Consider the following 25,886-nt stretch of genomic DNA (forward strand, 5'->3'; position numbering starts at 1 on the left):
TTGCTGTATGTAAGCTTCAGCGGGGGCTTTTTTGTCCCGCCATGACGTATTGTGTCCCACTTAGGGTAAAAAAATACAATAAGCTTACGTACAAGTTTATTGTATCAGTCTGTAAACCCCCGTGCAACAAAGAAGAAGCGCTATTTTTATTGTAAACGCTTCATCACCTTTGTTGGGTCGATTTGGCCATAATCAATTTCTTCTCCATCGATTTCAACCACAGGAATCATAAGCTGATACTTCTCCAAGAGATCATCATCTTCATAGATGTCTATTTCACGTATAACCACATCATAATCATGTAAAATCGTTTCCAGTAGGATCTTTGCATCATCGCATAGTGTGCATGTTTCTTTTGTATAAAGGATGATTTCTTTCGTCACGTCGTTAGACTCCCTTTCTTTTTCCGTTTAGATGAGGAAGGAATATGAAGTGCTTCTCGATATTTTGCCACAGTTCTTCTTGAAATGTAAATGCCAAACTCCCGATGAAGACGATCACTGAGCGCTTGATCTGAATACGGTTTTTCTTGACTTTCTGTTTGTATGGTTTCTTTTATAAGCTGTTTGATAGATTGAGAGGATGTTTCCTCTCCCCCTTTTGCCTGCAAACCTGTTTGGAAAAATTCTTTCAACGATACAATCCCTTGTGGTGTCTGCACGAATTTATTTTTTACAGCTCGGCTTACGGTTGATACATGAATATCAGCTTCATCAGCGATTTCACGCATTCTTAAGGGGCGCATGGCAGGATATCCTTTTTCAAAAAAGGGAGACTGTCGATTCACGATTTGCTCAAGCACTTTTGAAAAATTGATCGTTCTTTTTAGAATGGCGGTTTGGATCCACTCAGCGTGTTGATATTTTTCATGAATATACGCTTTTGCTTGAGTGTCATGGGTATTGAGATTCAAAAGGGACTCTTCAATCGAAATAGAAGGTTGGTTAAATGATGATAACTCAAACCTCCACTGCCCAGCGTCTTTATAGATTTTTGCATCTGGAACAATATAATCTTGTTTAACTGGTGCTACTTGGAGTGCAGGTCTTGGGTGGCAAGACTGAATAAGGGATATCGCATCTTCAGCCTCCTGAATCGTACACTCATATTTTGCAGAAATCGCCTCTAGGTTTTGTTCTGCTACATCTTGAAGGTTCTCCTGGATGATTTGTGTGACGTAAAGTGGTGCATGTTGGCGTTGCAGTTGTAAGGTGATGCATTCCTGAAGCGTACGTGCCCCAATTCCTGCAGGTTCAAGAGATTGGAGAATTTCTAGTAATTTATAAGTCTCCTCTTCATTTATTTTGCAAGCTTCCTGCCACTCTTGTAGCGAAAGGTCTAGATAACCATCATCGTGAATGGAATCGATCCCATATTCTACTGCTGACTTGAGGTTTGAAGGTATCGAAATATGAAGTAACTGATCATGTAAATATTGATGAACTGAACGCTCACTACGATGTAGTTCAGGCTGAATAGCACCCGAAGCAAATGAGGTGTCCTGTGGTTTGATATGAATAAGGGGATTATCGCTTACTTGATCCTCTAAAAATCGATTGAGCTCCATACCATTGTACGTTAACATCTCAATCGCTTGACTCATCTTTTGTGTCATTTTCCATGAGAGTTTTTGTTCCTGAGTCAGTTGTTGATTCATCGCTTGAGTCCTCCGTTCGTAAGCGGTTACATATTATTGTAGCAGAAAATGGCGACCTAAGGGAGGAGTAGAGATATAAAAAGCCTCTTGAATTTTATTGGAAATTCAAGAGGCTTCCTGAGCGCGCCCGGAGGGATTCGAACCCCCGACTGACTTAGGACCGGAACCTAACGCTCTATCCTGCTGAGCTACGGGCGCATAAAGAAAGTGGCGGCGACCGGTTAGGGGCGTATGAACTGGACTGAGCCGCAGTGCGATTAAGTAAACTTGCTGATTGGCAAGCCGCTAGGCGCAGACAGAAGCATAGTTGCCCTGGTACTTTAACCTAGAAATTTTTACAACGTCGAATTTCTTCGAAGATAAAATTTCATATCACTAAATGTGTAAAGGAAACACGAAGAACGTAGTGATTCGATGTTGACTTATCGTGCGGAGGTGATGGAAGTTCACTAGCCACTGGGAGCCAGAACTAGACTACGCGACTACTGACTATTTATAAAGACAACTTTCATTATATGATGCAACTGCTTAAAATTCAACCTGAACTTCGCCCATTGCATGTTCTGTCCTTTCAAAGGAGATGCTAATTAATGAGGTGATTTATATGTCATTAGCATTGCTATTATGGACCGTTGTTATATTTTTTACCGTATTACTCAGTTCCTATCTTATTTACCGCCAGCCTATCCCTACATTTAACGCGTACTCATTTTATCCACCCGTGCATTCCCCCGCTCTCCGCAAAACGTATTTCACATTGAAAACGTACGGATTTCTTCCTTATACAGGTGTGCAAGTTGGACGAGTAACCGTTGATCTTGCTTTATTAGATGTGAAATTAGCGATATTATTTTACAGCCCTGAAGATTTACTTCACCCGGTGAAAAAGCGTAAACTAGAAAAGGAGAAGCGATATTTAATGAAGCATGGTTGGACGGTTTGGCAAGTTCGTGAGCGAGAATTAAATCGTCATTTTCATCAAACCATGCGTCAAATTGTGTCACTTCGAAAATAATAACCGTTTCATATGTTTATAACGCATGAAACGGGGAAAAATTGAAAATATGCGCAGTCCCCGCTGCATATACTATAGAGGCAGTGAAGGTCACTCATTTACATACTTTTAAGTCAGATGCCTTTTGTTTGACCTTCTCTGACCTTGCATGTATGATAAACATAGTTACTTAAAATTCATTCAGAAAAAGATGAATTTAAAGGAGGAGAAAAGTATGAATTTAATACCTACAGTTATTGAACAAACAAACCGCGGTGAGCGTGCTTATGATATTTATTCACGCTTGTTAAAAGACCGTATTATTATGCTTGGAAGCGCAATCGATGATAACGTTGCGAACTCAATCGTAGCACAGATGCTATTCCTAGCTGCAGAGGACCCAGATAAAGATATTTCTCTATACATCAATTCTCCAGGTGGTTCGATCACAGCTGGTATGGCGATCTACGATACAATGCAGTTCATCAAACCAAATGTATCTACAATCTGCACAGGTATGGCAGCTTCTATGGGTTCATTCCTACTTGCAGCTGGTGAGCCTGGTAAGCGTTATGCTCTACCAAACAGTGAAGTGATGATTCACCAACCACTAGGCGGAGCTCAAGGTCAAGCAACAGACATCGATATTCATGCTAAGCGTATCCTTCGCATGCGTGAAAAACTAAACAACATCCTTGCTGAGCGTACAGGTCAATCTATCGATGTGATCTCTCGCGACACAGACCGTGACAACTTCATGGAAGCTCACGAAGCGCTTGAGTATGGCTTAATCGACAAAGTAATGGAGAAAAAGCCTGAATAGTAATTAAATCCAAAACAAAGGCTGTCGAGTTATCGACAGCCTTTTTCTATGTTTAATAATGTCCAAGCAGTCCTTTTTTCATTGCGATTTTTTCACATGTTCGATATAAAACTACACCAATGGCTACATAAGCAATACCGTTACCAACTAAAGCTATATAGTCTAGAGCTGTAAAGTCCGTTAATGTATAACCATGAATCATAACTTGGCGCGTCATATCCACACCTTTTACAAATGGAGCAAATACTAAATAAGGAGCAACGGATAACGGAATGAAAGCGAATGCCATTATGATAAACTGTAAAATTTGAAGAAAGGCATTAATCTGTTTTACGATTACAGAAATCCCAGCTACTATAAAACTAACGCCAATCATGCTCACCACTGTAAGGAGTAATATAGGAACAACTGCAACGGGATTTAAATTCAACCACTCACCTGTTGTAAGCATAGATGCAAAGAGTAAAAACACTATTATAAACAGATGGTTAAACACCATTCCTGATACACGAGCCAGTAATATTCTCCAAGCAGAAACAGGTGACATGTAAAGTTGTTCAAGGGTTCCCCTCATCGCTTCTTGAGAAATCGTAAACCCAAGCGATTGAAGCGTCGCCATTCCTAAATACCAAAAGACATAGTTGACAATGATATATTGTGTATTCGTTGCTACATCTGCAGGATCTCCTACTACTTGAATTCCAAAAAACATACCAAGAAAGATAAAATACATAGTTAGAATCATACTAAGTGTATTGGCAAAATACCGCTTAAGCTCTAGAAATTCTTTTTTCACATTAACTCGAAGTACATTAGCAAATGTCATCATGATACAGCTTCCTCCTTCACTAGTTTCATAAAGACTTCCTCAAAGTTCACTTCTGTTTGATTGATCGTCTCAATACTTGTTCTATTCATTTTTAAAATATCCATTAGATCATAGATTGCCTCTTCGTGATCCAGGTTGACATTGAGGATTTGGCCTTCCCATTCGTGTATTGGAAACTTGTGCTCAAGATGCTTTACCTGTTCTTCTGTTAAGGATTCTTTTAAGTGTATTTTATAAGCACTAGTTTTGAACAAATTAAGTAGTTTACTTACTTGTTCATTCGCAATGACTTTTCCTTGGTTAATAATGACTGTACGGTTACAAAGGTCTTGAACAACATCCATATCATGCGTACTTATGATAATCGTTTTTTGCTCTTCAAAGGCGATCCTTTTTAGAATTTCTCGAACCTCATATCCAGTTTCTACATCTAATCCTAAGGTTGGCTCATCTAGTAAAATGACATCCGTTCCTGCCATCATGGCTACACAAATGGCTAACTTTTGTTGCATCCCTCGAGATAGATTATTGACCACTTCATTCCGTTTATCTTGAAGATGGAACATATCGAGCAGTTCTTCTATGTATGGAAGAATTTCTTTCTTGCTCATCCCTCGGTTACCTGCAAAATATTCGAGGTTTTCAAACACTGTTAAACGCCAGTAGATGTTTCGGTTTCCTTCTAATACTGCACTTATGTGGCGAAGTGCCTTGTTTCGATCGTTTACACTATCGTACCCATGGATGGAGATTGAGCCTTCATTTGGTACAAGTAATCCACAGATCGATTTAATCGTGGTGGTTTTCCCAGCTCCGTTCGGTCCGAGTAAACCCATAATTTCTCCCTTCCCCACTTGAAAAGAAATCCCATCCACAGCAACAAACGCTTCTTTACTTTTTCGCTTTTTGTAAACTTTTCGAATACCGTTAACTTCAATAATGGATTCCATTTTGCCAACTCCTCTTCCTTTATTTTCTAATTACTATTCTACATGAAGGTTAAAATAACCTCCTCAACCTCTAGGCGGAGTTGGCATCACTTTTTGGGCTTACCTTAATCTTAGGATGTGGGGGGACTTATGAGGGGGGAATTTTTTCTTGGGTAGGGAGTGTTTCGCTCGGGTACGCACTGCTTTCGCTCGGGTACGCACTGCTTTCGCTCGGGTACGCACTGCTTTCGCTCGGGTACGCACTGTTTTCGCTCGGGTGCGAGCTGCTTTCGCTCGGGTACGAGCTGTTTTCGCTCGGGTGCGAGCTGCTTTCGCTCGGGTGCGAGCTGCTTTCGCTCGGGTGCGAGCTGCTTTCGCTCGGGTACGCACTGCTTTCGCTCGGGTACGAGCTGTTTTCGCTCGGGTGCGAGCTGCTTTCGCTCGGGTCCCCCCCTTCTATCAGGTACAAAAACTCAAAAAAGCTAGCCCCCAAAAAGAAGGCTAGCTTTCCAAAACAAATGTTCATACTTTCACATTAAAACGATAAAAAACACTATTCTTTTGTTACAAACTCAATAAGTACTTCAAGTGCATTCTCTTCGTCTGATCCTTTTGCTTGTAGAGTAATGTCTTCCCCTGGACCGACGGCAACGCTCATTAGACCCATAATGCTTTTAGCGTTCACGCGCTTTCCTTCTTTTTCTAGAAAGATGTCTGAGCTGAATCGATTTGCTTCTTGTACGAATTGCGCAGCTGGCCTCGCTTGCAATCCTGAACTAAGTGAGACGGTTACTGACCTTTCTACCATTTAAATTCTCCTCTCTCCATCATCATTTTCTCTTTGTATATATACCTCTCATCGGTAAGCGCTATCATATGTGTATAAAAAAACGCTTCTGCAAGAAGAAGCGCTAAAAATGTAAGGCAATTATATCACGAAAGATTGTAAAAAGGAACGGATTCGCTAACCATTCACAGTAACTTCACCTTTTCGTACTTTTTCTGCAAATTCATCGATTTTACGAAGTCGGTGATTGATGCCGGATTTACTGATGTTTGATGACATTAATTCACCAAGTTCTTTTAATGTTACGTCTTGATGCTGAACACGAAGCGTCGCAATTTCACGTAGTTTTTCTGGCAGCGCTTCAAGACCAACCGTTTGCTGGATGAATTTAATATTCTCAACCTGACGGAAGGCTGCACCGATTGTTTTATTTAGGTTAGCAGTCTCACAGTTAACAAGTCGATTGACCGAGTTTCTCATATCACGCATGATCCGAACATCCTCAAATTTAAGGAGTGCCTGGTGAGCGCCTATAATATTAAGGAATTCTGTAATTTTCTCTGCTTCTTTTAAATAACAAATATACCCGTTACGACGTTCAATAGCACGTGCATGGAGATCGAATTGATTCATCAAGTCGCATAGTGACGTATTGTGCTCTTCATAAAATGTGAAAATCTCCATGTGATATGAAGATGTTTCAGGGTTGTTTACAGAGCCCCCAGCTAAAAATGCACCACGTAAATAGGATCTGCGACAGCATGTTTTCTCTAGATACTTCTCTGAAATGGTTCGAACGAGTGTGAAGGGTTCTTCCAAAATATAAAGATCTGTAAGGAGTTCACGTACCTTCTCCTTCATACGAACAATATAGACGTTATTCTTCTTCAGACGCATCTTTTTTCGAACTAATAATTCCACAGGAAAATCATATAACGTTTTGATAAGTGTATAAATTCGGCGCGCAATCGCTGCGTTCTCTGTTTGCACATCTAAAATATACGCACGATTCGATAATGAGAGTGATCCGTTCATGCGAATTAATGCGGCTAATTCGGATTGCACACAACATGGGTCCAACTCAATGGACGTTAATTCTTTCTTAGTCTCTGAAGCAAACGACAACCCTTTCACCTCCCCTGCTTCGGAAACACGTGCATGTGTTTCTTTATATTGGTCTATATTATAAAAATGGTAGCTTGTGGATATCTCCTTAATTAGAGCGTGGCCACATCCAGCTTCAGCGCCCAGCAACTAGTATGCTTCCCTCACCTCCGGTCGATAAGTCAACATCGATTCACCAATGCTCATCGTGTTTCCTTTATCTCACTGCGGCTCAGTCCAGCATATACGTTGCAAAACGGACGCTTCCGCTTTTACTCTTAAGACTCTTTTTGATCTTGTTCAGATTGTAATAAAGATACGAGTAACTGAGCTATTTTATACGTATCATGACGAAGAGCTTTTTGATTGGGATCAATAATATCTCCCTCAATGATCTCTATTCCTAAGTCTAACAAGCGATCTGTATCATAGATAACAGGGCTTGCGTTTTCTTCAGCGTATTTTTGCTGCATCGTCTCATCAATTTCTTGGTTATGGACGACTATAGAATGTAAGCATCCTTCTCCAATATGATCATAGATTGCTTGAATATGGTCTGCTGCTGTATAACCAGTCGTTTCTCCATATTGGGTCATGACATTACAAACGTAAACAACTTTCCCATGTGTTTCACGTAACGCATCACCAATCTGCGAAACGATCATATTAGGGAGTGTGCTTGTATATAAACTACCTGGTGCAACAATAACGAGGTCTGCCTGCTTTACTGCCTCTACAGCTTCCGGAAGAGGTTGAACGGGTTCAGGGCTCAAGAAGACTCGTTTGATCTTCTTGCCAGACTTCGGAATATTTGATTCACCAGACACAATTGTACCATCAACCATCTCAGCATGCAGGAACATGTTTTGATTTGCAATCGGTAAAATTTTCCCTTTTACATTTAGAACTCGAGAGATCTCAGTAATGCCATTTAAGAAATCACCTGTCACAGATGTCATAGCTGCTAACAATAAGTTGCCCATAGAGTGACCAGATAATCCATTCCCGTTTGCAAAACGGTGTTGAAATAAGTCTAAAAGCATTGGCTCTGCATCCGATAAGGCTGCAATTACATTTCGTATATCTCCTGGTGCAGGCATGGAGAGCTCATCTCGAAGACGCCCTGAACTCCCTCCATCATCTGCAACCGTTACGATGGACGTTAAATCAATCGGAAAAGACTTTAACCCCCGTAATAACACGGGCATCCCTGTCCCTCCACCAATCACGACCACGCGTGGTAAAGATTGATCTGACATAGACTATTTTCCCTTTCTTTTGTCGATATCTCGATGTGTTACATGGGTGATAAAGTCTGTAGAGAAATGCTTCGCAATATGTTCAGCAATGGCAACAGATCTATGCTGGCCACCTGTACACCCGATAGCGATGACGAGCTGACTTTTACCCTCACGTTTATATTGAGGAAGCATTAAACCGAGTAAATCGAGTAATTTTTCTATAAACTTCTGGGTCTCACTCCATTTAAATACATAGGACGAAACCTCTGTTGTTAATCCAGTTAACGGACGCATTTGTTCAACGTAATGCGGATTCGGTAAAAAACGCACATCAAAAACAAGATCCGCATCAATCGGTAGACCATATTTGAAGCCAAAAGAAACGACCTGTACAGAAAAGACTTGTTGTGTTTTCTCTGCGTAAGATTCTAAAATACGTTCTCTTAAGTCACGTGGCTTCATATCTGTTGTATCTATAATTTGCTGTGCGCGTCCTCTTAATTCATCAAGGATCGACCGTTCCTGTTCAATCCCTTCCATAGGTAAACCTTCAGGAGCCAAAGGATGAGATCTTCTTGTTTCTTTATAACGAGATACGAGAGATTGATTTTCAGCATCTAAAAAGAGGATATGCTCCGTAAGCCATTCTTCTTTTCCCAGTTGGTCCAGAGCCTCAAATAATGTATCGAAAAACTCTCGGCCTCTCAGGTCCATAACAAGAGCGACTTTTTGAATATTGTTTTGCGGATCTTTCATAAGCTCTAAGAACTTTGGTAGTAAAGCTGGTGGCAAATTATCGACACAGAAAAACCCAAGGTCCTCAAAGCTTTGAACAGCTACTGTTTTCCCTGCACCGGACATTCCTGTAATGATCACAAGTTGGGTATCTTGTGGATGATTAGCCATATACAACCGCTCCTTTATGATGGACTTGCTGGATCGAGTACTACATCTATTAATTGAAAATCTGTGGTGTACGTGAAAGTCCCATACACCTGTTCATTTGAATTGAGTATATGTTCGAAGTATTTACGGTCGCCTTCTGCCATGGGTTTCTTTAACACCTCGTTCAAAGACACCCATTCAAGCTCACCTTCTGGGCTTTCCTCAAGTAAATGACCAGAATGCTGTTCAGCGTAAAACGTAAACATCATCCATTCCTGAACAACGTTTTCTCCTTCTTTCATGACAAAGGTGAAAACTCCTCTAAGTTCAGGATCATCTACGGTAAGCCCTGTTTCTTCATAAAACTCTCTGGAGGCAGATTGCTTAATATGTTCTCCACTCTCCATTTTCCCACCAGGAGCTACATACCACCCTCTTCTAGGCTTTTTCAGCATGAGCACCTGACCTTTTTCTTTATCTTCTAAAATACAATTTGTCACACGTTGCAATTTACTCACCTCACATAATGAAGAGGCACTACTCCCCTTATTATACTATGTAATCGTTGTTTAGAAAACGGATGTTTGTTTAGATCCTGATATCAGTATGGTTCCGTTTCGATATAGAGTGCGGCGGGCTGGGAAACGGGCTGCTTTCCCCGGACGAACGATCGAGCTTCCTCAGTCACTTCGTTCCCTGCGGGATCTCGCTCGCCCGTTTTTCCGGAGGAGTCAGCCCGTTTCCCAGCCCACCTTAGCAGTATGGATACTAACGGAACCGCAGCCTAATTAGTATAGATGAATTATAGTTGGATCCGTTAACCTTAATTATAAAAGGGGGAAGGAAACGGTGAGACTCCAGTGGTATTACGATCGGGCGAGACCCCGCAGAGAGTGTAACGAACGAGGAGGCTCGAACGTGAGTCCACAGGACGCGAACCGTTTCACTGACCCCTTCCTCTTACTTAAGTAACGGATCCTCTCTCACTAACCTTTATTACCAAAAAAAATGCACAGACGATAAAATCGCCTGTGCCATAAACTAATATTTATTAAAAGGGGGTCAATTAGTTAATTATATTGTACCCCAAAATTGTTTCAGGCGTGTTACAGCAGAATTAAAATGTAATTACGTTTAATTACGGATGATTACACAACGCTCACAACGCCCTTCACTGAGCTATTTTGAAACTTTACGCTTCGCCCAATTCTTCTAATAAATTTTCGATATAATGTTGGCTGGATTGAGCTGCAATACTTCCATCACCTGTTGCCGTAACAATCTGACGAAGTTCTTTTTCACGAATGTCACCAGCCGCAAAAATACCAGGGACTTTCGTTTCCATCTTTTCATTTGTCTCAATATAGCCGTTCTCATTTGTGATACCTAGAGACTTAAACGGTTCACTTAATGGAATCATACCGATATAGATGAAGACACCATCAATTGGCTTATCATATTCTTCATCTGTTTTCTTATTATAAAGTGTTACACTTCCGACTTTTCCATCTTTCTCGTTGACTTTTGTTGCAACGGTATCCCAGATGAAGTCAATCTTTTCATTGTCAAAAGCGCGTTGTTGAAGGATTGGTTGAGCGCGTAGCTCTTCACGACGGTGAACGATCGTTACTTTGCTTGCAAAACGTGTTAAATACACGCCTTCTTCAACAGCAGAGTCTCCCCCGCCGACAACAACCAATTCTTTATTTTTAAAGAAAGCACCATCACATACTGCGCAATAAGATACACCGCGGCCACCAAGTTCTTTTTCACCTGGGATGCCAAGTTCTTTATATTGTGCACCTGTACCGATAATAAGAGCACGTGTTTTAAACTCTTTATTACCAGCTTTAATGGTTTTATATTCTTTTCCGTCAATCACTTCTTTGATGTCTCCGTACGCATATTCAGCGCCGAATTTTTTAGCGTGATCAAACATTTTATTCGAAAGGTCTGGACCTAAAATGTGGTCATAACCCGGATAGTTTTCAACTTCTTCGGTATTCGCCATTTGTCCACCTGGTACTCCGCGTTCTAGCATAAGTGTATCTAGATTTGCGCGAGAGGTGTAAACAGCTGCTGTCATACCTGCAGGACCTGCGCCTGCGATAATTACGTCGTAGATACGTTCTTCTGTCACGACCTTCAACCCCTTTTTCATTCGTTGTCATGTAATCATGGTATAAAACAACGGGTCTTTTAGTCTATTGATATGCTCATGAGGGTATCATGAGGATTCCCAAGGACCACCCTGTTCAGAAAGGCTAGGATGTCTTATGCATCCTTCTTCCCATAAGCTAATGGCTTTAGAGGGTTCACCCGTGTGATAAGCTGAAATACTATACCATTTATAATAAGATAAGTGCCCTTTCAGCTTACTTTTTTTCAACCCAGTAAACCGCTTATAAGCTTCTTGATAATACCCAATCTGAGAAAGGGTACATGCTACCTTAAGCTTTTGCTGTTCATGAATCGGATATACATTCAATAACTGTTGAATGTGTTGTTCAGCTTTTTCTTGTTCACCGTTCCCATGATAAAACACAGCAAGGTTACATTGCGAGTGTAAAGATTCAGGGGTTTGCTCTAACCACTTTTCCTCTAAATCAATCGCTTCCTGTCTGTCCCCATGATGAAATAATGCCAAAGCAAAATCGTGCTTAGCTGTAATGTGGGATGGAAACAAACGCATCATGTCTTCAAGAATAATCATCGCTTCTTTCCAGTTTTGCCTCTCAAGATAATAAAAGGCAGACTCCTGGTAACGAAGGAGTTCATCCTCTTCTTCTAACATAATGTCAAGTTCATCATCTTCATCAGAATCAGATTCTTCATCAATATCCATTAAGGACATGAGTTGTTCTGCTTCCTCTTTAAAATCTCCCTCAGGAGCCTTTTGGATATATTCCTTCGCATATTTTGTGGCATCATGAAACAGGCCAAGGTGTGCGTAATTGTTTGCAATTAAATAGAAACAATCCACATACTCATGGCCAAAGTCAGCGAGCACATCCATTAATACTTGGTTTGCTGCGTTGTATTCTCCTGTTTCTGTATAAACAACGGACAATTGACATTTATATAAGGGTTGCTTTGGCGATAACTCCGAAGCTCGTTTTAGCCATCGTAAGGCCTTATCAAACTCACGCTTTCGGAACGCCTGCACACCCTTAGAAAAATAAAATTCCCCTTCTGGCTTGAAAGGGATAATATTCGCTTGTAATACTTCCTCAGAGTTTTTCGTTGAAGTATGCATCTAGGTCCTCCTCTTCGAACCAACTCAGTCTGTTCAAAAGTATATCATACTTAATAGGGGAGGATGTAGACCATATTCCGTATTTATCCATTAAAATTTACTTTTTCTTATGACGAGATTCTAAAGCTGATAAAACATCATCAAATGGCAACCCTTGCTGCGTTAGCATGAGAAGGGTATGGAAAAACAAATCGGCTGTTTCCCATTTTAACTCTTCGTTATCGTTGTTTTTAGCAGCAATAATCACTTCACTTGCCTCTTCACCGATCTTTTTCCCAATTCGATCAACGCCACCTTGGAAAAGAGATGATGTATAAGAACCTTCAGGAAGTGTCGCTTTTCGTTCTGCTAAAACTGACTGAAGTTCATCTAAGAAAGCGTAGCGATTTTCTTTTGGGACCTCTTCTTCTCCATAAACAAATTCAGAAAAACAGCTATAATCTCCTTTATGACAAGCAGGACCATTCGGAATCACCTGAACTAAAACCGCATCTTGATCACAGTCATAACGTATGGAATGAATCTTTTGCGTATTGCCAGAAGTTGCACCTTTATGCCAAAGCTCCTGACGTGATCTGCTGTAAAGCACAGTTTCTCCTTTTTCAAGCGTACTTGTTAAAGCTTCCTCATTCATATAAGCCAGGGTTAGCACTTCTTTGCTTCGTGCATCCTGAATAATAGCTGGGACTAATCCCTTTTCATCAAACTGAACATCTTCAACCTTCATCGTACGTGCACCCCACTATCTGATAAATCTTGCTTCACACGATCTACGGATGTTTCTTTATAGTGAAAAATGGACGCTGCAAGTGCTGCATCCACTTCTGCTTTTTGAAAAACATCAACAAAATGCTGAGCGTTACCTGCTCCTCCAGAAGCAATAACCGGGATATTGATTTCCTCCTGAACATATTGCAGTAAATCAATATCGAATCCGTTCTTTTCACCATCACGATCCATGCTTGTTAAAAGCAATTCCCCAGCTCCTAAGGATTCAACATGCTGTGCCCATTCGCCAACTTCCCACTCTGTTCCTTTTCGTCCACCATGGGTGAAAACACGCCATGAGTTCATCTCTTCATCATACTTGGCATCAATCGCCACAACCATGCATTGAGACCCAAAGTAACGCGCACCTTCTGCAACAAGCTCAGGATTTCGAACAGCTGCTGAGTTTAGAGACACTTTATCCGCTCCAGCACGTAATATGGCACGCATATCATCAAGCGAACCAATACCGCCACCAACTGTGAACGGAATCGCTAATGTACCTGCTACTTCTCTCACAACCTCAATCATGGTCTTACGTCCTTCATGAGTAGCAGATATATCTAAAAATACAAGTTCATCTGCACCTTGTTCATCATAAACTGTTGCAAGCTCTACAGGGTCACCTGCATCACGGATTTGTACGAACTGTATCCCTTTTACGACACGACCATCCTTAACATCGAGACAAGGAATAATGCGTTTGGTGATCATGGTTGATTCACCTCATTAATCGCATTCTTCAAGGTGATCTCTTTGGTATAAAGGGCTTTCCCAACAATTGCACCAGCAATGTTTCGATCTGCATAACTTTTTAATATTTTCAAATCTTCCACGTTACGCACACCACCAGAAGCGATAACCTTCTTGCCACTTTCATCCGCTAATTCTAAAATGGCTTCAACGTTAGGTCCGCTCATCATGCCATCTTTTGAAATATCCGTGAAGATAAAGTGTTCAACACCACAATCCGCAAAATATTTTCCGACTTCTGATACCGATTTGTCCGAATTGTTCATCCAACCATTCGTTGCAACATACCCGTCTCGAGCATCAAGCCCAATTGCGATCTGATCTCCATAAGTAGAAATCAGACGCTTTGTAAGTTCTGGGTTTGAAACAGCAAGACTACCGATAACAACACGATTTATCCCTTGCTGTAAATAGAATGTCACATCCTCTTCTTTGCGGATGCCACCTCCCATTTGAACTTTAATTGGTAAGTCATTTGCAATATTCAAGATGTGATTTGCGTTCACGCGTTTCCCATCACGGGCACCATCTAGGTCAACGATATGAATCCAATCCGCTCCTTGCTCAACAAAGTCTTGAGCAACTTCATAAGGAGAATCTCCATAGACCGTCTCACGATTAAAATCACCTTGTTGCAGGCGTACACATTTTCCATCTTTTAAATCTATAGCTGGGTACACAATAAATTGGCTCATTCGATAACTCCTTTGTGATTAGATTCATAAACATACTGACAATAATTTTTCAAAATGGCCATGCCTGCTGAACTACTTTTCTCAGGGTGAAATTGAGCTCCGAGTACATGACCTTTTCCTACTATTGCCGGTACTTCCGTTTCATAGTTAGCACTTGCTACCACTACATCTTCCTTCGTATCAACATAAAACGAGTGAACGAAATAAACGTAATCCTCTACAACATCACGAAGCAAAATGGAATCAGGGCGTTTGTGATTTAATAGGTTCCAACCCATGTGCGGAATTTTATAGCGTGTGCCGTTTTCATCCACACCCTTGAATCGAACAACTTTTCCAGGAAGAAAACCAAGCCCTTTGGTTGGTGTAACTTCCTCACTTTCTTCAAATAATAGCTGCATCCCAAGACAAATGCCAAGCAAAGGAACTCCTTCTTCTACTTTTCTTCTCAAAAAGTCCGCCATGCCTGATTCGTTTAATGCACTCATGGCATCAGGAAAAGCACCTACACCGGGTAGCAAGAGACCTTCACAAGCATCCAGTTCATCCCACTTATCTGATATTGTATAAGAAACATCTAGACGTTCAAGTGCCTTGGAAACACTATAGAGATTTCCCATCCCATAATCGATGATTCCAATCATTTATAAACTTCCTTTCGTCGACATGATACCCTGGATACGAGGGTCAATTTGTGTCGCCTCATCCAGTGCTCTTGCTGTAGCTTTAAATATCGCTTCAATAATATGGTGTGTATTCGTGCCATGATGCAGCACAATATGTAAATTCATACGTGCCTCAAGAGCTAGCTTCCAGAAAAATTCATGGGCATTCTCCGTATCAAACGTCCCCACTTTTTCAGATGGAAGATCCACTTTCCACTCAAGATGTGGGCGATCACTAAGGTCAACTGCCACTGTCACAAGCGTTTCATCCATCGGAAGCGAAAAGGAACCATAACGTTTAATTCCTTCTTTTTCACCTAGAGCCTGACGCAATGCTTGACCCAGACAGATTCCGATATCCTCAGTCAGGTGATGGTCATCAACCTCAACGTCGCCCGTTCCTTTTACAGAAAGGTCGAAAAAACCGTGCTTTTTAAAAAGCTCGAGCATGTGTGTCATGAAAGGTACCTGTGTATCAACAAACCCAGCTCCACTGCCATCTAAAAGAAGATCTAGTGAAATACTTGTTTCCCCAGTTGTACGTTCGATATGGCTTCTACGTTCCTTTGTCATGACTCATCACGATCCTTTCTGGATTCAATCGCGCGTGCGTGAGCTTCTAATCCTTCTAGGCGAGCAAAACGCGCAATCTTATCTGCATCTCGGTTGTAAGCTTGTTCACTGTAATAAATGACACTCGATTTCTTCACAAAATCATCTACATTTAACGGGCTAGAGAAGCGAGCTGTGCCACTAGTAGGAAGAACGTGGTTAGGACCGGCAAAATAATCGCCTACTGGTTCTGAACTGTATCGCCCAAGGAAGATCGCTCCTGCATGCTTAATACTTCCTAGCAAGGACATCGGCTCCTTCGTCATAACTTCTAAGTGCTCAGGAGCTAGTGAATTCACTGTATCTAAGGCTTCTTGGATATTTTTACAGAGAATGATGCCACCCTCATTTTCAATACTTACACGGGCAATAGCATGACGCGGAAGATCAGCGAGTTGAGCGTTCACTTCATTGGCCACTTTTTCAGCAAGTTCTGCTGACGTTGTAACTAATACACTTGCAGAACGTTCATCATGTTCAGCCTGAGATAATAAATCTGCCGCTACTTCATTCGCTCTCGCTGACTCATCTGCTAATACCACGATCTCACTTGGACCAGCAATCATATCAATGTCTACATCCCCAAACACTTCACGTTTAGCTAATGCGACAAAAATATTGCCTGGACCTACAATTTTATCTACTGGCGCTATCGATTCTGTTCCGTAAGCAAGACCTGCAATGGCTTGTGCGCCACCTACTTTATAAATCTCTCGAACCCCAGCTATGTGAGCTGCCGCAAGCACTCCTGCTGGTACTGTTCCCGCTTCTGAAGGAGGTGTTACCATCGCAATACGCTCAACACCCGCTACTACTGCTGGCATTAGATTCATAAATACAGAGGAAGGATAAGCGGCGGTTCCTCCTGGTACATACACACCTACGGCATCAAGAGGGGTCACTTTTTGTCCAAGCATCGTCCCATCAGGCTTCGTGTCAAACCAGGACTGACGCACTTGCTTTTCATGGAATGAGCGAATGTTGGCAGCTGCTTCACGCAAAATCTGCAGATCCTCATCCTCCATCTCTGCTAAAGCAGAATCAATCTCATCCTGTGTTACTTGTAACGTTTCAAGGTCTGCGCCATCCAACTTTCTGGTGTATCGGAGGAGCGCTTCGTCTTTTTCATTTTGTACATCTTCAATGATCGTCTGGACGACTTTGCGCTGTTCCTCTGTACCGCCGTCGACTCCTCGCTTTAACGTTTCAATCTCATCTGGTTTAACAATTCTCATAACGTCTCCCCCTAGATTTCTTGACTTAAATCCGTAATAATCGGGTCAATTACCTGACTTTTAATTCGGTAGCTTACTGGATTCACAATAAATCTTGACGTAATATCTGCAATTTTTTCATACTCCACAAGTCCGTTTTCACGTAAAGTACGTCCTGAGGAAACGATATCGACAATCCGATCGGTTAACCCAATGAGTGGAGCGAGTTCAATCGATCCGTTTAACGGAATGATCTCGATTTGCTCACCTTGCTCTCTGAAGTATTCAGATGCAACTCTTGGATACTTCGTAGCAATTTTAGGTGCGATTTTACTAAGCGGTTTGTCTGGCAGTCCCGCTACCGCTAAGTAACATGGGCTAATTTCTAAATCCAATACTTCATATACATCTCGATCTTGCTCCAATAAAACATCTTTCCCTGCAATACCGCAATCTGCAGCACCATATTCAACATAGGTGACAACATCCATTGGCTTAGCAAGCATCAAGCGCATTTTATACTCCGGAAACTCCAGAATTAATTTACGAGACTCTTCAACATCGGTAAAATCATATCCAATTTTCTTCAATAGTTGAGCCGCTTCATCAAAAATACGGCCTTTAGGCATGGCAATGGTTAACCAATCATTCATGGTCAGCTCCTCCTTCCGACAGATCAATCAATTTCGTGAATTCTTCGTTTTGGAGAGCTTTTTCTTCAATATTGTTTCGATGCTGAAGAACAACTCGACTCCCCTCTCCTCTTAAATCCTTCGCTTCTTTAAGTGCTTTTTGAAAGGAGCGATCATCAAAAAGAATAAGCGTACGATTATTTTCTGCATTTTGCTGATTAACAGCTTCAACTAAACGGTCCAAACGTACAGCAAAACCTGTAGCTGAGGCTTCTGTTTGGAAGGAAGGCAGAAGCTGATCATAGCGTCCTCCATTGCATAGTAAAGAACCTAACTCAGGAGCATAGCCTTCAAATAAAATTCCAGAATAGTAGCTCATATGACTGATCAGGTTAAGGTCATAGGACACATACTCGGTCACACCATAGCTTTCTAAAATTTCGTGTAGTTGCTGAAGCTCATGAATCGCCTCATGACAAGCACCATTTTTCGTAATATTCTTGGCAGTTGAAAGGACATCTTCTTCCCCTCGGAGAGATAGGAGTTGTTTTAAGCGGTCTTGATCCTCTTTTGAGATATCTGTATCTTGTAACGCCTTACGAAATCCAACGTAATTTTTTCTATATAAAAAGCGGAGGAAAAGCTCAGACGTTTCCTGGTCATCACCAAAGATCTCTTTTAGTAGACCTTTTACATATCCAATGTGACCCACTGTAAGTTGAAAATGATCCAACCCAGCCTCTTTTAATGTTTGAACCTGAAGAGCGATCACCTCAGCATCCGCATAGATGGAGTTTTCCCCGATATACTCCACACCTACTTGCTCAAACTGTGCAGGCTTTCCACCTTCTATTTGCTGTGCGCGAAATACAGGTCCATCATATGCTAAACGAACCGGAAATCCTTGCTCTTTAAGTTGAGAAGCAGCAACACGCGCGATCGGTGCCGTCATATCAGGTCGAAGGACAAGTGTATGCCCTTGCTGGTCGAGTAGTTTAAACAATTGCGTTTCATCAATCGCACTCGCTTCCCCAACCGTTTCTAAGTATTCAAGCATTGGCGTATCTAAAAATTGATACCCCCAAGACTCAATGGCATTAGAAAGCGCTTCTCTTGCCTTTCGCTTTTGATTATAAAAAAACGGGAGTGTATCCCGCATTCCTAGTGGTTTTTCGAACATAAGACGATTAGCCAAAACAACGAACCCCTCTCTTTAAATATATATGCGTATAACATTCTGAATCCTTTAGTCTGCTAATACGATAACAAAATAAAGTTTTCCGGTCAACCAAAATTCCTCATCTTATCTATTCCCTAAAATGCTTGTACAAATCTGGGGATGTTGACCTTAGAGTTGAGCTTTACGCTGCGTTGGTGCTGGCGGGGGCGAGCGCCTGCATTTCGTGCAAGATCGCCTGAATATGATCTTCAATAACCTGAATATCTAGAACAACCGCCCGAACCGGGATGCCCACCACCTGAATGTCACTTGCGATCGCCTGAATCAGAGCAGAAACCGCCCGAACGCAACAAAAAAGCCTGAAACGCATCACACGTTCCAGGCTCACCTCGACTTACCCAATAGTAGTTTCTTCTTCATTTGTAACATAATCAATCTCAAACCCAGCATTTCTAATCATCTGGTGGTCTTTGTTACACTCTTTCCCCTCTGTAGTTATGTATTCGCCAACAAAGATCAAATTGGCTGGATATAAACTAAAAGTCTTATGCTGCTTCGTTTTGTTGTCTACGAAGCTGACTGCGAGATAACACACTACGTTCAAGTCGGAATGCGAATACACCGGCTAATGCAGATAAAATTAAATCTTTCGGTAGTGGGGCCACCATCCACGCCCATGCCATAGAATAAGAGAAGCCTTCTGGAGCGCCATACCATAGTACGTAAGCTGCATACATCCAATTCGTACCAAAAACATAATTGATCGTCATACCAATAATGCCAGCAATGACATAACGAGGTAATGTACGATTGTTTTCAGTAAGTTTACCAACTACATAAGCTACAAGAATAAAAGATAAAATAAATCCAAATGTAGGACTAAGTAATGAACCAAAACCACCGCCAAACCTAGCAAAAATCGGTGCGCCAGCTAGTCCAACTAACATATAAACCGTCATAGACATAGCCCCTAAACGGCTGCCCAATACAAGACCTGCTAACACGGCAAAGAACGTTTGCAATGTAATCGGAACGCCTCCTACTACCATAAATGGGACCCATGCCACGATATTAGCTCCAATCGCCATCAAAGCTACAAATAAACTCCCCATCGTAATATCAAGTGGTGTCATCTTTCTTGATTTCATCGTTACTCCTCCTAAACTCAAAGTTATCGTTAACCTTTTAAGTGTTAAGTTAACATAAATATAGGTTAACATAAGGTTCAGGGATTTCATATATAATTTTTTGCATAAATACAGAAAAACACCCTGCCTTCATCACTCAAAAGGCTAGGGTGCTTCAATCATTTCATTTACACATTCACTTGTTCTTTTTGCTCTACAATCCGATCAAAATGTTTCAGAGAAAGTTGATCAAAGTCTAACTCATCTCTTTTCCATGTTAACTGTAAAAAGACTTCAGCAATTGCCTTTTTACGCTCTCCTCCAACGGCCGCATCTTTTAGAGAGATAACACTCTCATAAATAGCAGTCATACGATCAGCTAATGTTTTACTATAATACGTTTGTGATCCTTCATCCATAACGACAACTCGATTGATGAGCTCTTGTAGTTCTCGCACTTTTCCTTTTACAAAAGCAGTTTCATCTGCCAACTCAACAGGAAGCGCGTCTAATTCTTGTTGCATCTCTTCGATAAACATATTATGAACCTGGTACTTATGCATGAGACGTAACACTTCAAGTCCAAGTATGTTTGCTGTTCCCTCCCAAACTGTCAGAACCTGAGCATCCCGCAGCAATCGAGGGGTTACGAAGTCTTCGATAAACCCATTCCCTCCATGCATCTCGATAGATTCATGTGAGAAATGGATCGCCTGCTCTGCTGTTTCTTTTTTCAAAAGCGCTATGAGTAAACGATTTAAAGCAATCTCTCGAACACTCGACGCCTCTCGATCTGTCATAACACGATCAAACAAAGAAATGAGGGAAAAGACGGCGCTTGTCTCTACTTCTTGTTTTGCCCTTAAACGAACCAATGTATCTCGCACCATCGGGTAATCTTTTAACGTATTACCAAAAGCTTTTCGCTCATAGGCATAGTTTCTTGCTTCAAGATAACCACGCTGCATAATACCAATCGAAGCAATGGCATTACAGACACGTGAAAGGTTCAGCGCTTCCATCATGTAATAGATTCCTTGCTCAGGTTCGCCGATCATATAAGCCTCAGCTCCATCAAACACCACTTCAGCAGATGGAACTGCACGAACACCCAGCTTATCTTTTAACCTACGAATCTGAATGCCATTTAAGCTATCGTCCTTATTTCGCCATGGAACTAGGAATAAGCTCAGACCTTTTGTTCCTTCAGGTGCATCTTCTCTGCGAGCCAAAACAGTGGCAACTCCACAAGCCCCAGCATTACTTGCAAAATACTTTTCTCCATACAAACGATAATGATCCCCGTGGCTGATAGCTGTTGTTTCATTTGCGCCAACATCAGAACCTCCTTGGCGCTCCGTCAAAAAGGTTGCTCCTTCATATAACTCAACGTCTCCAGTTGAGAGAACATGCGGTAAATATTTATCTTTCAGTTCCTTACTCCCATAATGATCTAGTAAGTAGGCTGTAGCCATCGTCAACGTAACAGGACAATAAAAGCCTGGCTCAGATTGCGACAAAAGATAACCTTGTGCATACGAGTACATGTAGTTCCCTTTTCGACCAAGCTCTGGAATCTCCTTGTGCACATAACCGACGATTCCGCGCCCGTACGTATCTTTGACAGTTTCTTTGTATCCTTCGTTCAGCCATACATGCGAAATGTCATTCCCCATTTTGTCGTACTTAATCAGCTTGGGCTGTCCCTCTCGATCTGTATGAACCGCACGCTCATCAACTTCATTGGCACATACTTCACCGTATTCATCCAACTCTTTTTCAGCCCACTTATAAAAATCATCATCTAAATACTGCTTTAGGATGAAAGATAGGTTTGGATCCTCTTTGAAAAAATTCATTGTGTTCCTCCTTACGCTTCTTGAAGCTCTCGCAGTTGCTGTTTTAATAACTTACCAGACGCATTACGCGGTAGTGCATCCAATTTTGTGTAAATACGAGGGATTTTATAGCTTGCAAGTTTACCTTTAAGAAAACGCTTACAATCTTCTTCAAGATCTGCTACTTCACCCTCTAAAACAACAAATGCCTTTACCGTTTCACCCCACTCTGGATGTGGAACCCCAATGACAGCAGCTTCTGCAATAGCAGGATGAGTCGTTAGCGTTTCTTCTATCTCTTTCGGGAATACGTTAACGCCGCCTGAAATGATAATGTCTTTCTTACGGTCAATCACCCAGAAATATCCGTCCTCATCTTGAACCCCCATGTCACCTGTATAGAGCCATCCATCTTTAATCGTTTCATTCGTTTTCTCTTCATTTTTATAATAGCCCTTCATGGTTCCTTCACCACGCAGAATAATCTCACCTATATCTCCTTGCTTAACAGGATCACCATTTTCATCAACTAGATTGATTTCACAATGAAGCGCTGCACGCTGACCAACACTCCCTGCTTTCGCATCGTGCTCTTCAGGTCTGAGTAGGGTTCCGTTCGGTCCAGCTTCTGTTGATCCATATAGGCACATTAAGCGATCGGTTTTGAATTGCTGTTTGACGTATTGAACCTCTTTTGTGCCAAGTGGTGCTCCACCGTATAACCAGTATTCAACAGAGCTGAGATCGTACTCTTGAATCTTAGGATGCTTCGCTGTCACCATATAAGCCACAGGTGCACCAAAGAAATGGGTGACTTTTTCTGATGAAATCAAATCTAGCATTAAGTCCGGAGTAAACGTTGGTGCTAGCACGTGCGTGGCTCCCACATAGGTGCCAGACACTAAAAATAGATGCAATGGTGCTGAGTGACTGAGCGGCATGATATGCAATAATCGACTGTCGGTGTTGATGGTAAGTTCGATCGATATCATGGAAGAAATGGTTAATAGATTGCGGTTCGTGAAGAGTACCCCTTTTGGCCGACCTGTTGTTCCTGAGGTATAGAGCATCGATGCCTCATCGTCCTCATGCGTCGTAGACACGATTTCTGCTTCATCACCTGATGCCAATACCTCGTCAAAAGCGAGCCATCCATCATGCGCCGCTCCTGTTTTGATTTGAATGAGGTTCGGATCTTGGATAGAAGAAACATTGTCAAAAAGGAGTTCATGTGTGAGAAAAGCTTTGGCATCGCTGTGGTCAAGAATATACTCGATTTCTTCTTGTACAAATTTAGCATTGATCGGAACAATAATCGCTTCCAATCGATGCACAGCAAAATAAGTATAGAGAAACTCTGTTACGTTTGGCATATGGAGAACAACTTTGTCTCCATTTCCTATCCCTCTTTTGGATAGAGCATGAGCGAGTTTATTTACGTTACGGTTCCACTCACTGTATGTGATTCGATCTCCACCTGAAACAATCGCCTCTTTGTTCGGATACTTCCTCGCTTGTCTCGCTAACAGTTCAGAAATGTTCATACCTTTTCCCCTTTCAACTGGTTTAATTTTTGTTGAAACTCTCCAATCAGGGACTGCATTTCATCTCGCATCTCTGTTAACTCCCTAATCCGCTTCGACACCTCCTCGACCTTCTCCTCACCATACTCAATCGTTTTCTCAAGCTGTCTCTTTCCCGAAGGATCCTGATCGAACAAATCGACCATCTCTTTAATTTCTTCTAGCTGAAACCCATACTTCTTCCCTCGAAAGATAAGGATCAGGCGTGTTTTTTCTTTTTTAGTAAACACCCGCTGCCCGCTCTTAGTGCGTTCAGGGGTGAGTAACCCAAGCTCTTCATAGTACCGAATCGTACGTGTTGTTACATCGAAATACTTCGCCAATTCAGATATGGTGAACGTCTCTTGCATGCCCGCACCTCTTTTTATCTGATTTTTCTGATATTTTTAAGTATACCATTTACGTTAACGTAAAGTACAAGGTGGTTTTAGGGAATTGTGGTGGGTGAGGGAAGCTTTATCTAGAATTAAGGGGAGGCTATCGGGAATTAGGAGGCTCCTATCGAGAACGATATGCCGTCTATCCAGAATTAGAAGCGTTCTATCCAAAACTATACGCTCTCTATCCAGAATCCCCCCTCTAACCAAAACAAATCCCCCTGGCCAAACAACCAGAGGGACAATCATATCTAAGATGGATCTGGAGCGACTGCTTCTTCAAGCAATACATCTAATTCTCGGGTGTAGGTTTCAATCTGCTCTTCTGTCCAACCATACTCTTGAGCCATGAACGTAATAACTGACTCTTTATGCTTATGCACCCAGTGAATATCAAAGAATAGAGCTCCCGTTCTTCTAACAAAAAAGTCTACAGGTTTCACAGTGTGTTCGTGCTCCATACTATACGTTAGCATAGCGTACACTAATGGATCTAAGTCCAAATCTTGATCTTTCATTTTATAGTATCGATGGAATACTTCATCGACATTGGCTCCATACATTTGAGTTAAGCCTCGAGATTTTTCCTCGGATAAGCTCATGGCTCTTCCTTCCTCGATTTTGCGATCCATATAATGAGAAAAGCCTTCAGAACCACCAACTTCACCACCTGCAATCGGCAGTTCTTCCGTTTGGGATTCTGGTAAGTGAACCCCTAATTGTTCAGAAAGGTGCCCAGCCAACAAATCCACTACATTTTCAGCCATTTTACGATAGCCAGTCAGCTTTCCGCCCGCAATGGAAATTAACCCTGATTCAGAAGTGAATATTTCATCTTTACGAGAAATTTCAGATGGATCTTTTCCATCCTCATGAATCAATGGACGTAAACCTGCCCAACTCGATTCTACATCATTAGCTGTAATCGATAGGTCTGGGAACATAAAATCAATGCACCGCAGCAAGTAATCTCGATCATCAACGGTCATGGTAGGGTGTGCAGTGTCCCCTTCATAAACGGTATCTGTAGTCCCAACATACGTCTTTCCATCACGCGGGATCGCAAAAATCATACGCCCATCAGGTGCATCAAAATAAATAGCTTGTTGAAGTGGAAATGTCTCACCATTAAAGACGAGGTGAACACCCTTTGTTAAGTGAAGACTCTTGCCCTCTTTAGAACCATCTCTTTCACGCAGTTCATCCACCCAAGGGCCAGCAGCATTCACGACCTTACGTGCATAGATTTCATGTTTTTCACCATCAATCTGATCCTCTGCCACAACGCCAGCGACTAGACCATCTTCATATAAAAAGTCGACAACTTTAACGTAGTTTTGAGCCATAGCCCCTTTTTGCACGGCTGTTTTCAGCACTTCAAGCGTCAGTCGCGCATCATCTGTACGGTACTCAACGTAATAGCCGCTACCTTTTAAGCCATCCTTTTTCAAAAGGGGTTCTTTCGCCAGTGTCTCTTTTGGCGTAAGCATTTTTCGTCGCTCATCTTTTTTCACACGAGCTAATGTGTCATAAAGCTTAAGGCCTATATTCGTCATGTATGGACCAAAATTTCCATCCTTATAAAATGGGAGGATCATCCATTCAGGAGTCGTTACGTGAGGGCCATTCTCATAAACGATGGCACGCTCCTGTCCCACTTCAGCTACCATCTTCATTTCAAACTGTTTTAAATAGCGCAGCCCTCCGTGAACGAGCTTTGTAGAGCGACTCGAAGTTCCAGCTGCGAAATCCTGCATCTCTAAAACACCAGCTGACAAGCCACGGGTTACAGCATCCAGTGCAATACCCGCTCCTGTGATACCTCCTCCGATCACAAGCACGTCCAAACGCTCCTGCTCTAATTTATGATAAATTTCCGTTCGTTTATATCCAGAAAACATTCGAAACACTCCATTCTATCCGTACGATACCCTACC

The 25,886-nt window shown here is 41.8% G+C and carries 29 protein-coding genes and 1 tRNA gene; 3 read left to right on the plus strand and 27 right to left on the minus strand.

Translation table 11 applies throughout. The features are described 5' to 3' along the window. Nucleotides 1-146 precede the first annotated feature (146 nt). The 3 genes from H514_RS0104160 to H514_RS0104170 form a co-directional block, all read right to left on the minus strand. Entirely contained in the window at nt 147-383 is a 237-nt protein-coding gene (locus H514_RS0104160) for a glutaredoxin family protein (RefSeq protein ID WP_027445820.1), read from the minus strand. Then, a complete protein-coding gene (rpoN, locus tag H514_RS0104165; protein WP_027445821.1) occupies nt 380-1,657 on the minus strand; it encodes an RNA polymerase factor sigma-54 in 1,278 nt (425 codons plus the stop codon). Before rpoN ends, H514_RS0104160 begins: the two co-directional genes overlap by 4 nt. A gap of 122 nt (nt 1,658-1,779) precedes the next feature. Beyond that, a tRNA-Arg gene (locus H514_RS0104170) sits at nt 1,780-1,855 on the minus strand. A 406-nt stretch (nt 1,856-2,261) separates the two neighbouring features. Between H514_RS0104170 and H514_RS0104175 the strand changes: the two genes are divergently transcribed. Next, nucleotides 2,262-2,672 carry a hypothetical protein gene (locus tag H514_RS0104175; protein ID WP_027445822.1) on the plus strand — a complete coding sequence of 137 codons (411 nt, stop codon included), beginning with the start codon at nt 2,262-2,264 and terminating at the stop codon, nt 2,670-2,672. Between the two features lie 190 nt (nt 2,673-2,862). Continuing rightward, a complete protein-coding gene (clpP, locus tag H514_RS0104180; RefSeq protein ID WP_081672930.1) occupies nt 2,863-3,474 on the plus strand; it encodes an ATP-dependent Clp endopeptidase proteolytic subunit ClpP in 612 nt (203 codons plus the stop codon). Between the two features lie 52 nt (nt 3,475-3,526). Here clpP and H514_RS0104185 read toward each other — a convergent pair whose 3' ends face one another. Then, complete coding sequence (locus H514_RS0104185) at nt 3,527-4,303, minus strand: ABC transporter permease (protein WP_231566608.1); 777 nt, start codon at nt 4,301-4,303, stop codon at nt 3,527-3,529. Then, nucleotides 4,300-5,253 carry an ABC transporter ATP-binding protein gene (locus H514_RS0104190; RefSeq protein WP_027445825.1) on the minus strand — a complete coding sequence of 318 codons (954 nt, stop codon included), beginning with the start codon at nt 5,251-5,253 and terminating at the stop codon, nt 4,300-4,302. The genes H514_RS0104185 and H514_RS0104190 overlap by 4 nt, the downstream gene beginning before the upstream one ends. A gap of 148 nt (nt 5,254-5,401) precedes the next feature. On the opposite strand from H514_RS0104190, the gene H514_RS24550 reads away from it, so the two are divergent. After that, entirely contained in the window at nt 5,402-5,737 is a 336-nt protein-coding gene (locus H514_RS24550) for a hypothetical protein (RefSeq protein ID WP_027445826.1), read from the plus strand. 48 nt (nt 5,738-5,785) lie between these two features. On the opposite strand, the gene H514_RS0104200 is transcribed toward H514_RS24550, so the two are convergent. From H514_RS0104200 to H514_RS0104300, 22 genes are all read right to left on the minus strand, one after another. Beyond that, entirely contained in the window at nt 5,786-6,040 is a 255-nt protein-coding gene (locus tag H514_RS0104200; protein WP_027445827.1) for an HPr family phosphocarrier protein, read from the minus strand. 156 nt (nt 6,041-6,196) lie between these two features. Further along, entirely contained in the window at nt 6,197-7,144 is a 948-nt protein-coding gene (gene whiA, locus H514_RS0104205) for a DNA-binding protein WhiA (RefSeq protein WP_027445828.1), read from the minus strand. Nucleotides 7,145-7,401: 257 nt separating this feature from the next. Next, a complete protein-coding gene (locus tag H514_RS0104210) occupies nt 7,402-8,382 on the minus strand; it encodes a gluconeogenesis factor YvcK family protein (protein ID WP_027445829.1) in 981 nt (326 codons plus the stop codon). Between the two features lie 3 nt (nt 8,383-8,385). Further along, on the minus strand, nt 8,386-9,270 hold the full coding sequence (gene rapZ, locus H514_RS0104215) for an RNase adapter RapZ (RefSeq protein WP_027445830.1): 885 nt from the start codon (nt 9,268-9,270) through the stop codon (nt 8,386-8,388). A gap of 14 nt (nt 9,271-9,284) precedes the next feature. Then, nucleotides 9,285-9,758: an 8-oxo-dGTP diphosphatase gene (locus tag H514_RS0104220; RefSeq protein ID WP_027445831.1), complete on the minus strand. Its 474-nt coding sequence runs from the start codon at nt 9,756-9,758 to the stop codon at nt 9,285-9,287. Nucleotides 9,759-10,441: 683 nt separating this feature from the next. Then, nucleotides 10,442-11,389, minus strand: coding sequence for a thioredoxin-disulfide reductase (gene trxB / locus H514_RS0104225; protein ID WP_027445832.1), 948 nt, complete (start codon nt 11,387-11,389; stop codon nt 10,442-10,444). Nucleotides 11,390-11,476: 87 nt separating this feature from the next. Continuing rightward, nucleotides 11,477-12,505 (minus strand): tetratricopeptide repeat protein, encoded by a 1,029-nt coding sequence (locus tag H514_RS0104230; protein ID WP_027445833.1) that lies wholly within the window; start codon nt 12,503-12,505, stop codon nt 11,477-11,479. A gap of 97 nt (nt 12,506-12,602) precedes the next feature. Beyond that, nucleotides 12,603-13,232: a bifunctional phosphoribosyl-AMP cyclohydrolase/phosphoribosyl-ATP diphosphatase HisIE gene (gene hisIE / locus H514_RS0104235; RefSeq protein ID WP_027445834.1), complete on the minus strand. Its 630-nt coding sequence runs from the start codon at nt 13,230-13,232 to the stop codon at nt 12,603-12,605. Beyond that, the gene (gene hisF / locus H514_RS0104240; protein WP_027445835.1) at nt 13,229-13,987 is read right to left on the minus strand and encodes an imidazole glycerol phosphate synthase subunit HisF; all 759 of its coding nucleotides are present in this window, start codon (nt 13,985-13,987) and stop codon (nt 13,229-13,231) included. Before hisF ends, hisIE begins: the two co-directional genes overlap by 4 nt. After that, nucleotides 13,984-14,721, minus strand: coding sequence for a 1-(5-phosphoribosyl)-5-[(5-phosphoribosylamino)methylideneamino]imidazole-4-carboxamide isomerase (hisA, locus tag H514_RS0104245; protein ID WP_027445836.1), 738 nt, complete (start codon nt 14,719-14,721; stop codon nt 13,984-13,986). Before hisA ends, hisF begins: the two co-directional genes overlap by 4 nt. Next, entirely contained in the window at nt 14,718-15,365 is a 648-nt protein-coding gene (hisH, locus tag H514_RS25050; protein WP_027445837.1) for an imidazole glycerol phosphate synthase subunit HisH, read from the minus strand. Before hisH ends, hisA begins: the two co-directional genes overlap by 4 nt. Further along, nucleotides 15,366-15,959, minus strand: a complete 594-nt coding sequence (hisB, locus tag H514_RS25055) for an imidazoleglycerol-phosphate dehydratase HisB (protein WP_027445838.1) — start codon at nt 15,957-15,959, stop codon at nt 15,366-15,368. Next, a complete protein-coding gene (gene hisD / locus H514_RS0104260) occupies nt 15,956-17,233 on the minus strand; it encodes a histidinol dehydrogenase (RefSeq protein ID WP_027445839.1) in 1,278 nt (425 codons plus the stop codon). Before hisD ends, hisB begins: the two co-directional genes overlap by 4 nt. An 11-nt stretch (nt 17,234-17,244) precedes the next feature. After that, entirely contained in the window at nt 17,245-17,865 is a 621-nt protein-coding gene (gene hisG / locus H514_RS0104265; protein ID WP_027445840.1) for an ATP phosphoribosyltransferase, read from the minus strand. After that, nucleotides 17,858-19,039 carry an ATP phosphoribosyltransferase regulatory subunit gene (locus H514_RS0104270; RefSeq protein ID WP_027445841.1) on the minus strand — a complete coding sequence of 394 codons (1,182 nt, stop codon included), beginning with the start codon at nt 19,037-19,039 and terminating at the stop codon, nt 17,858-17,860. Before H514_RS0104270 ends, hisG begins: the two co-directional genes overlap by 8 nt. Before the next feature lie 166 nt (nt 19,040-19,205). Then, a complete protein-coding gene (locus H514_RS0104275; protein ID WP_154657319.1) occupies nt 19,206-19,412 on the minus strand; it encodes a hypothetical protein in 207 nt (68 codons plus the stop codon). Nucleotides 19,413-19,418: 6 nt separating this feature from the next. Then, complete coding sequence (locus H514_RS25350; protein WP_324604030.1) at nt 19,419-19,646, minus strand: hypothetical protein; 228 nt, start codon at nt 19,644-19,646, stop codon at nt 19,419-19,421. Further along, nucleotides 19,570-20,172, minus strand: a complete 603-nt coding sequence (locus tag H514_RS0104280) for a biotin transporter BioY (protein ID WP_027445843.1) — start codon at nt 20,170-20,172, stop codon at nt 19,570-19,572. Before H514_RS0104280 ends, H514_RS25350 begins: the two co-directional genes overlap by 77 nt. Before the next feature lie 167 nt (nt 20,173-20,339). After that, the gene (locus H514_RS0104285) at nt 20,340-22,010 is read right to left on the minus strand and encodes an acyl-CoA dehydrogenase family protein (RefSeq protein WP_027445844.1); all 1,671 of its coding nucleotides are present in this window, start codon (nt 22,008-22,010) and stop codon (nt 20,340-20,342) included. Nucleotides 22,011-22,021: 11 nt separating this feature from the next. After that, on the minus strand, nt 22,022-23,533 hold the full coding sequence (locus tag H514_RS0104290) for a class I adenylate-forming enzyme family protein (RefSeq protein WP_027445845.1): 1,512 nt from the start codon (nt 23,531-23,533) through the stop codon (nt 22,022-22,024). After that, nucleotides 23,530-23,922, minus strand: a complete 393-nt coding sequence (locus tag H514_RS0104295; RefSeq protein WP_036843098.1) for a MerR family transcriptional regulator — start codon at nt 23,920-23,922, stop codon at nt 23,530-23,532. Before H514_RS0104295 ends, H514_RS0104290 begins: the two co-directional genes overlap by 4 nt. Before the next feature lie 278 nt (nt 23,923-24,200). Next, the gene (locus H514_RS0104300) at nt 24,201-25,850 is read right to left on the minus strand and encodes a glycerol-3-phosphate dehydrogenase/oxidase (protein ID WP_027445847.1); all 1,650 of its coding nucleotides are present in this window, start codon (nt 25,848-25,850) and stop codon (nt 24,201-24,203) included. Nucleotides 25,851-25,886 lie beyond the last annotated feature (36 nt).

The organism is Pontibacillus marinus BH030004 = DSM 16465, from assembly GCF_000425225.1.
Classification (GTDB): domain Bacteria; phylum Bacillota; class Bacilli; order Bacillales; family BH030062; genus Pontibacillus; species Pontibacillus marinus.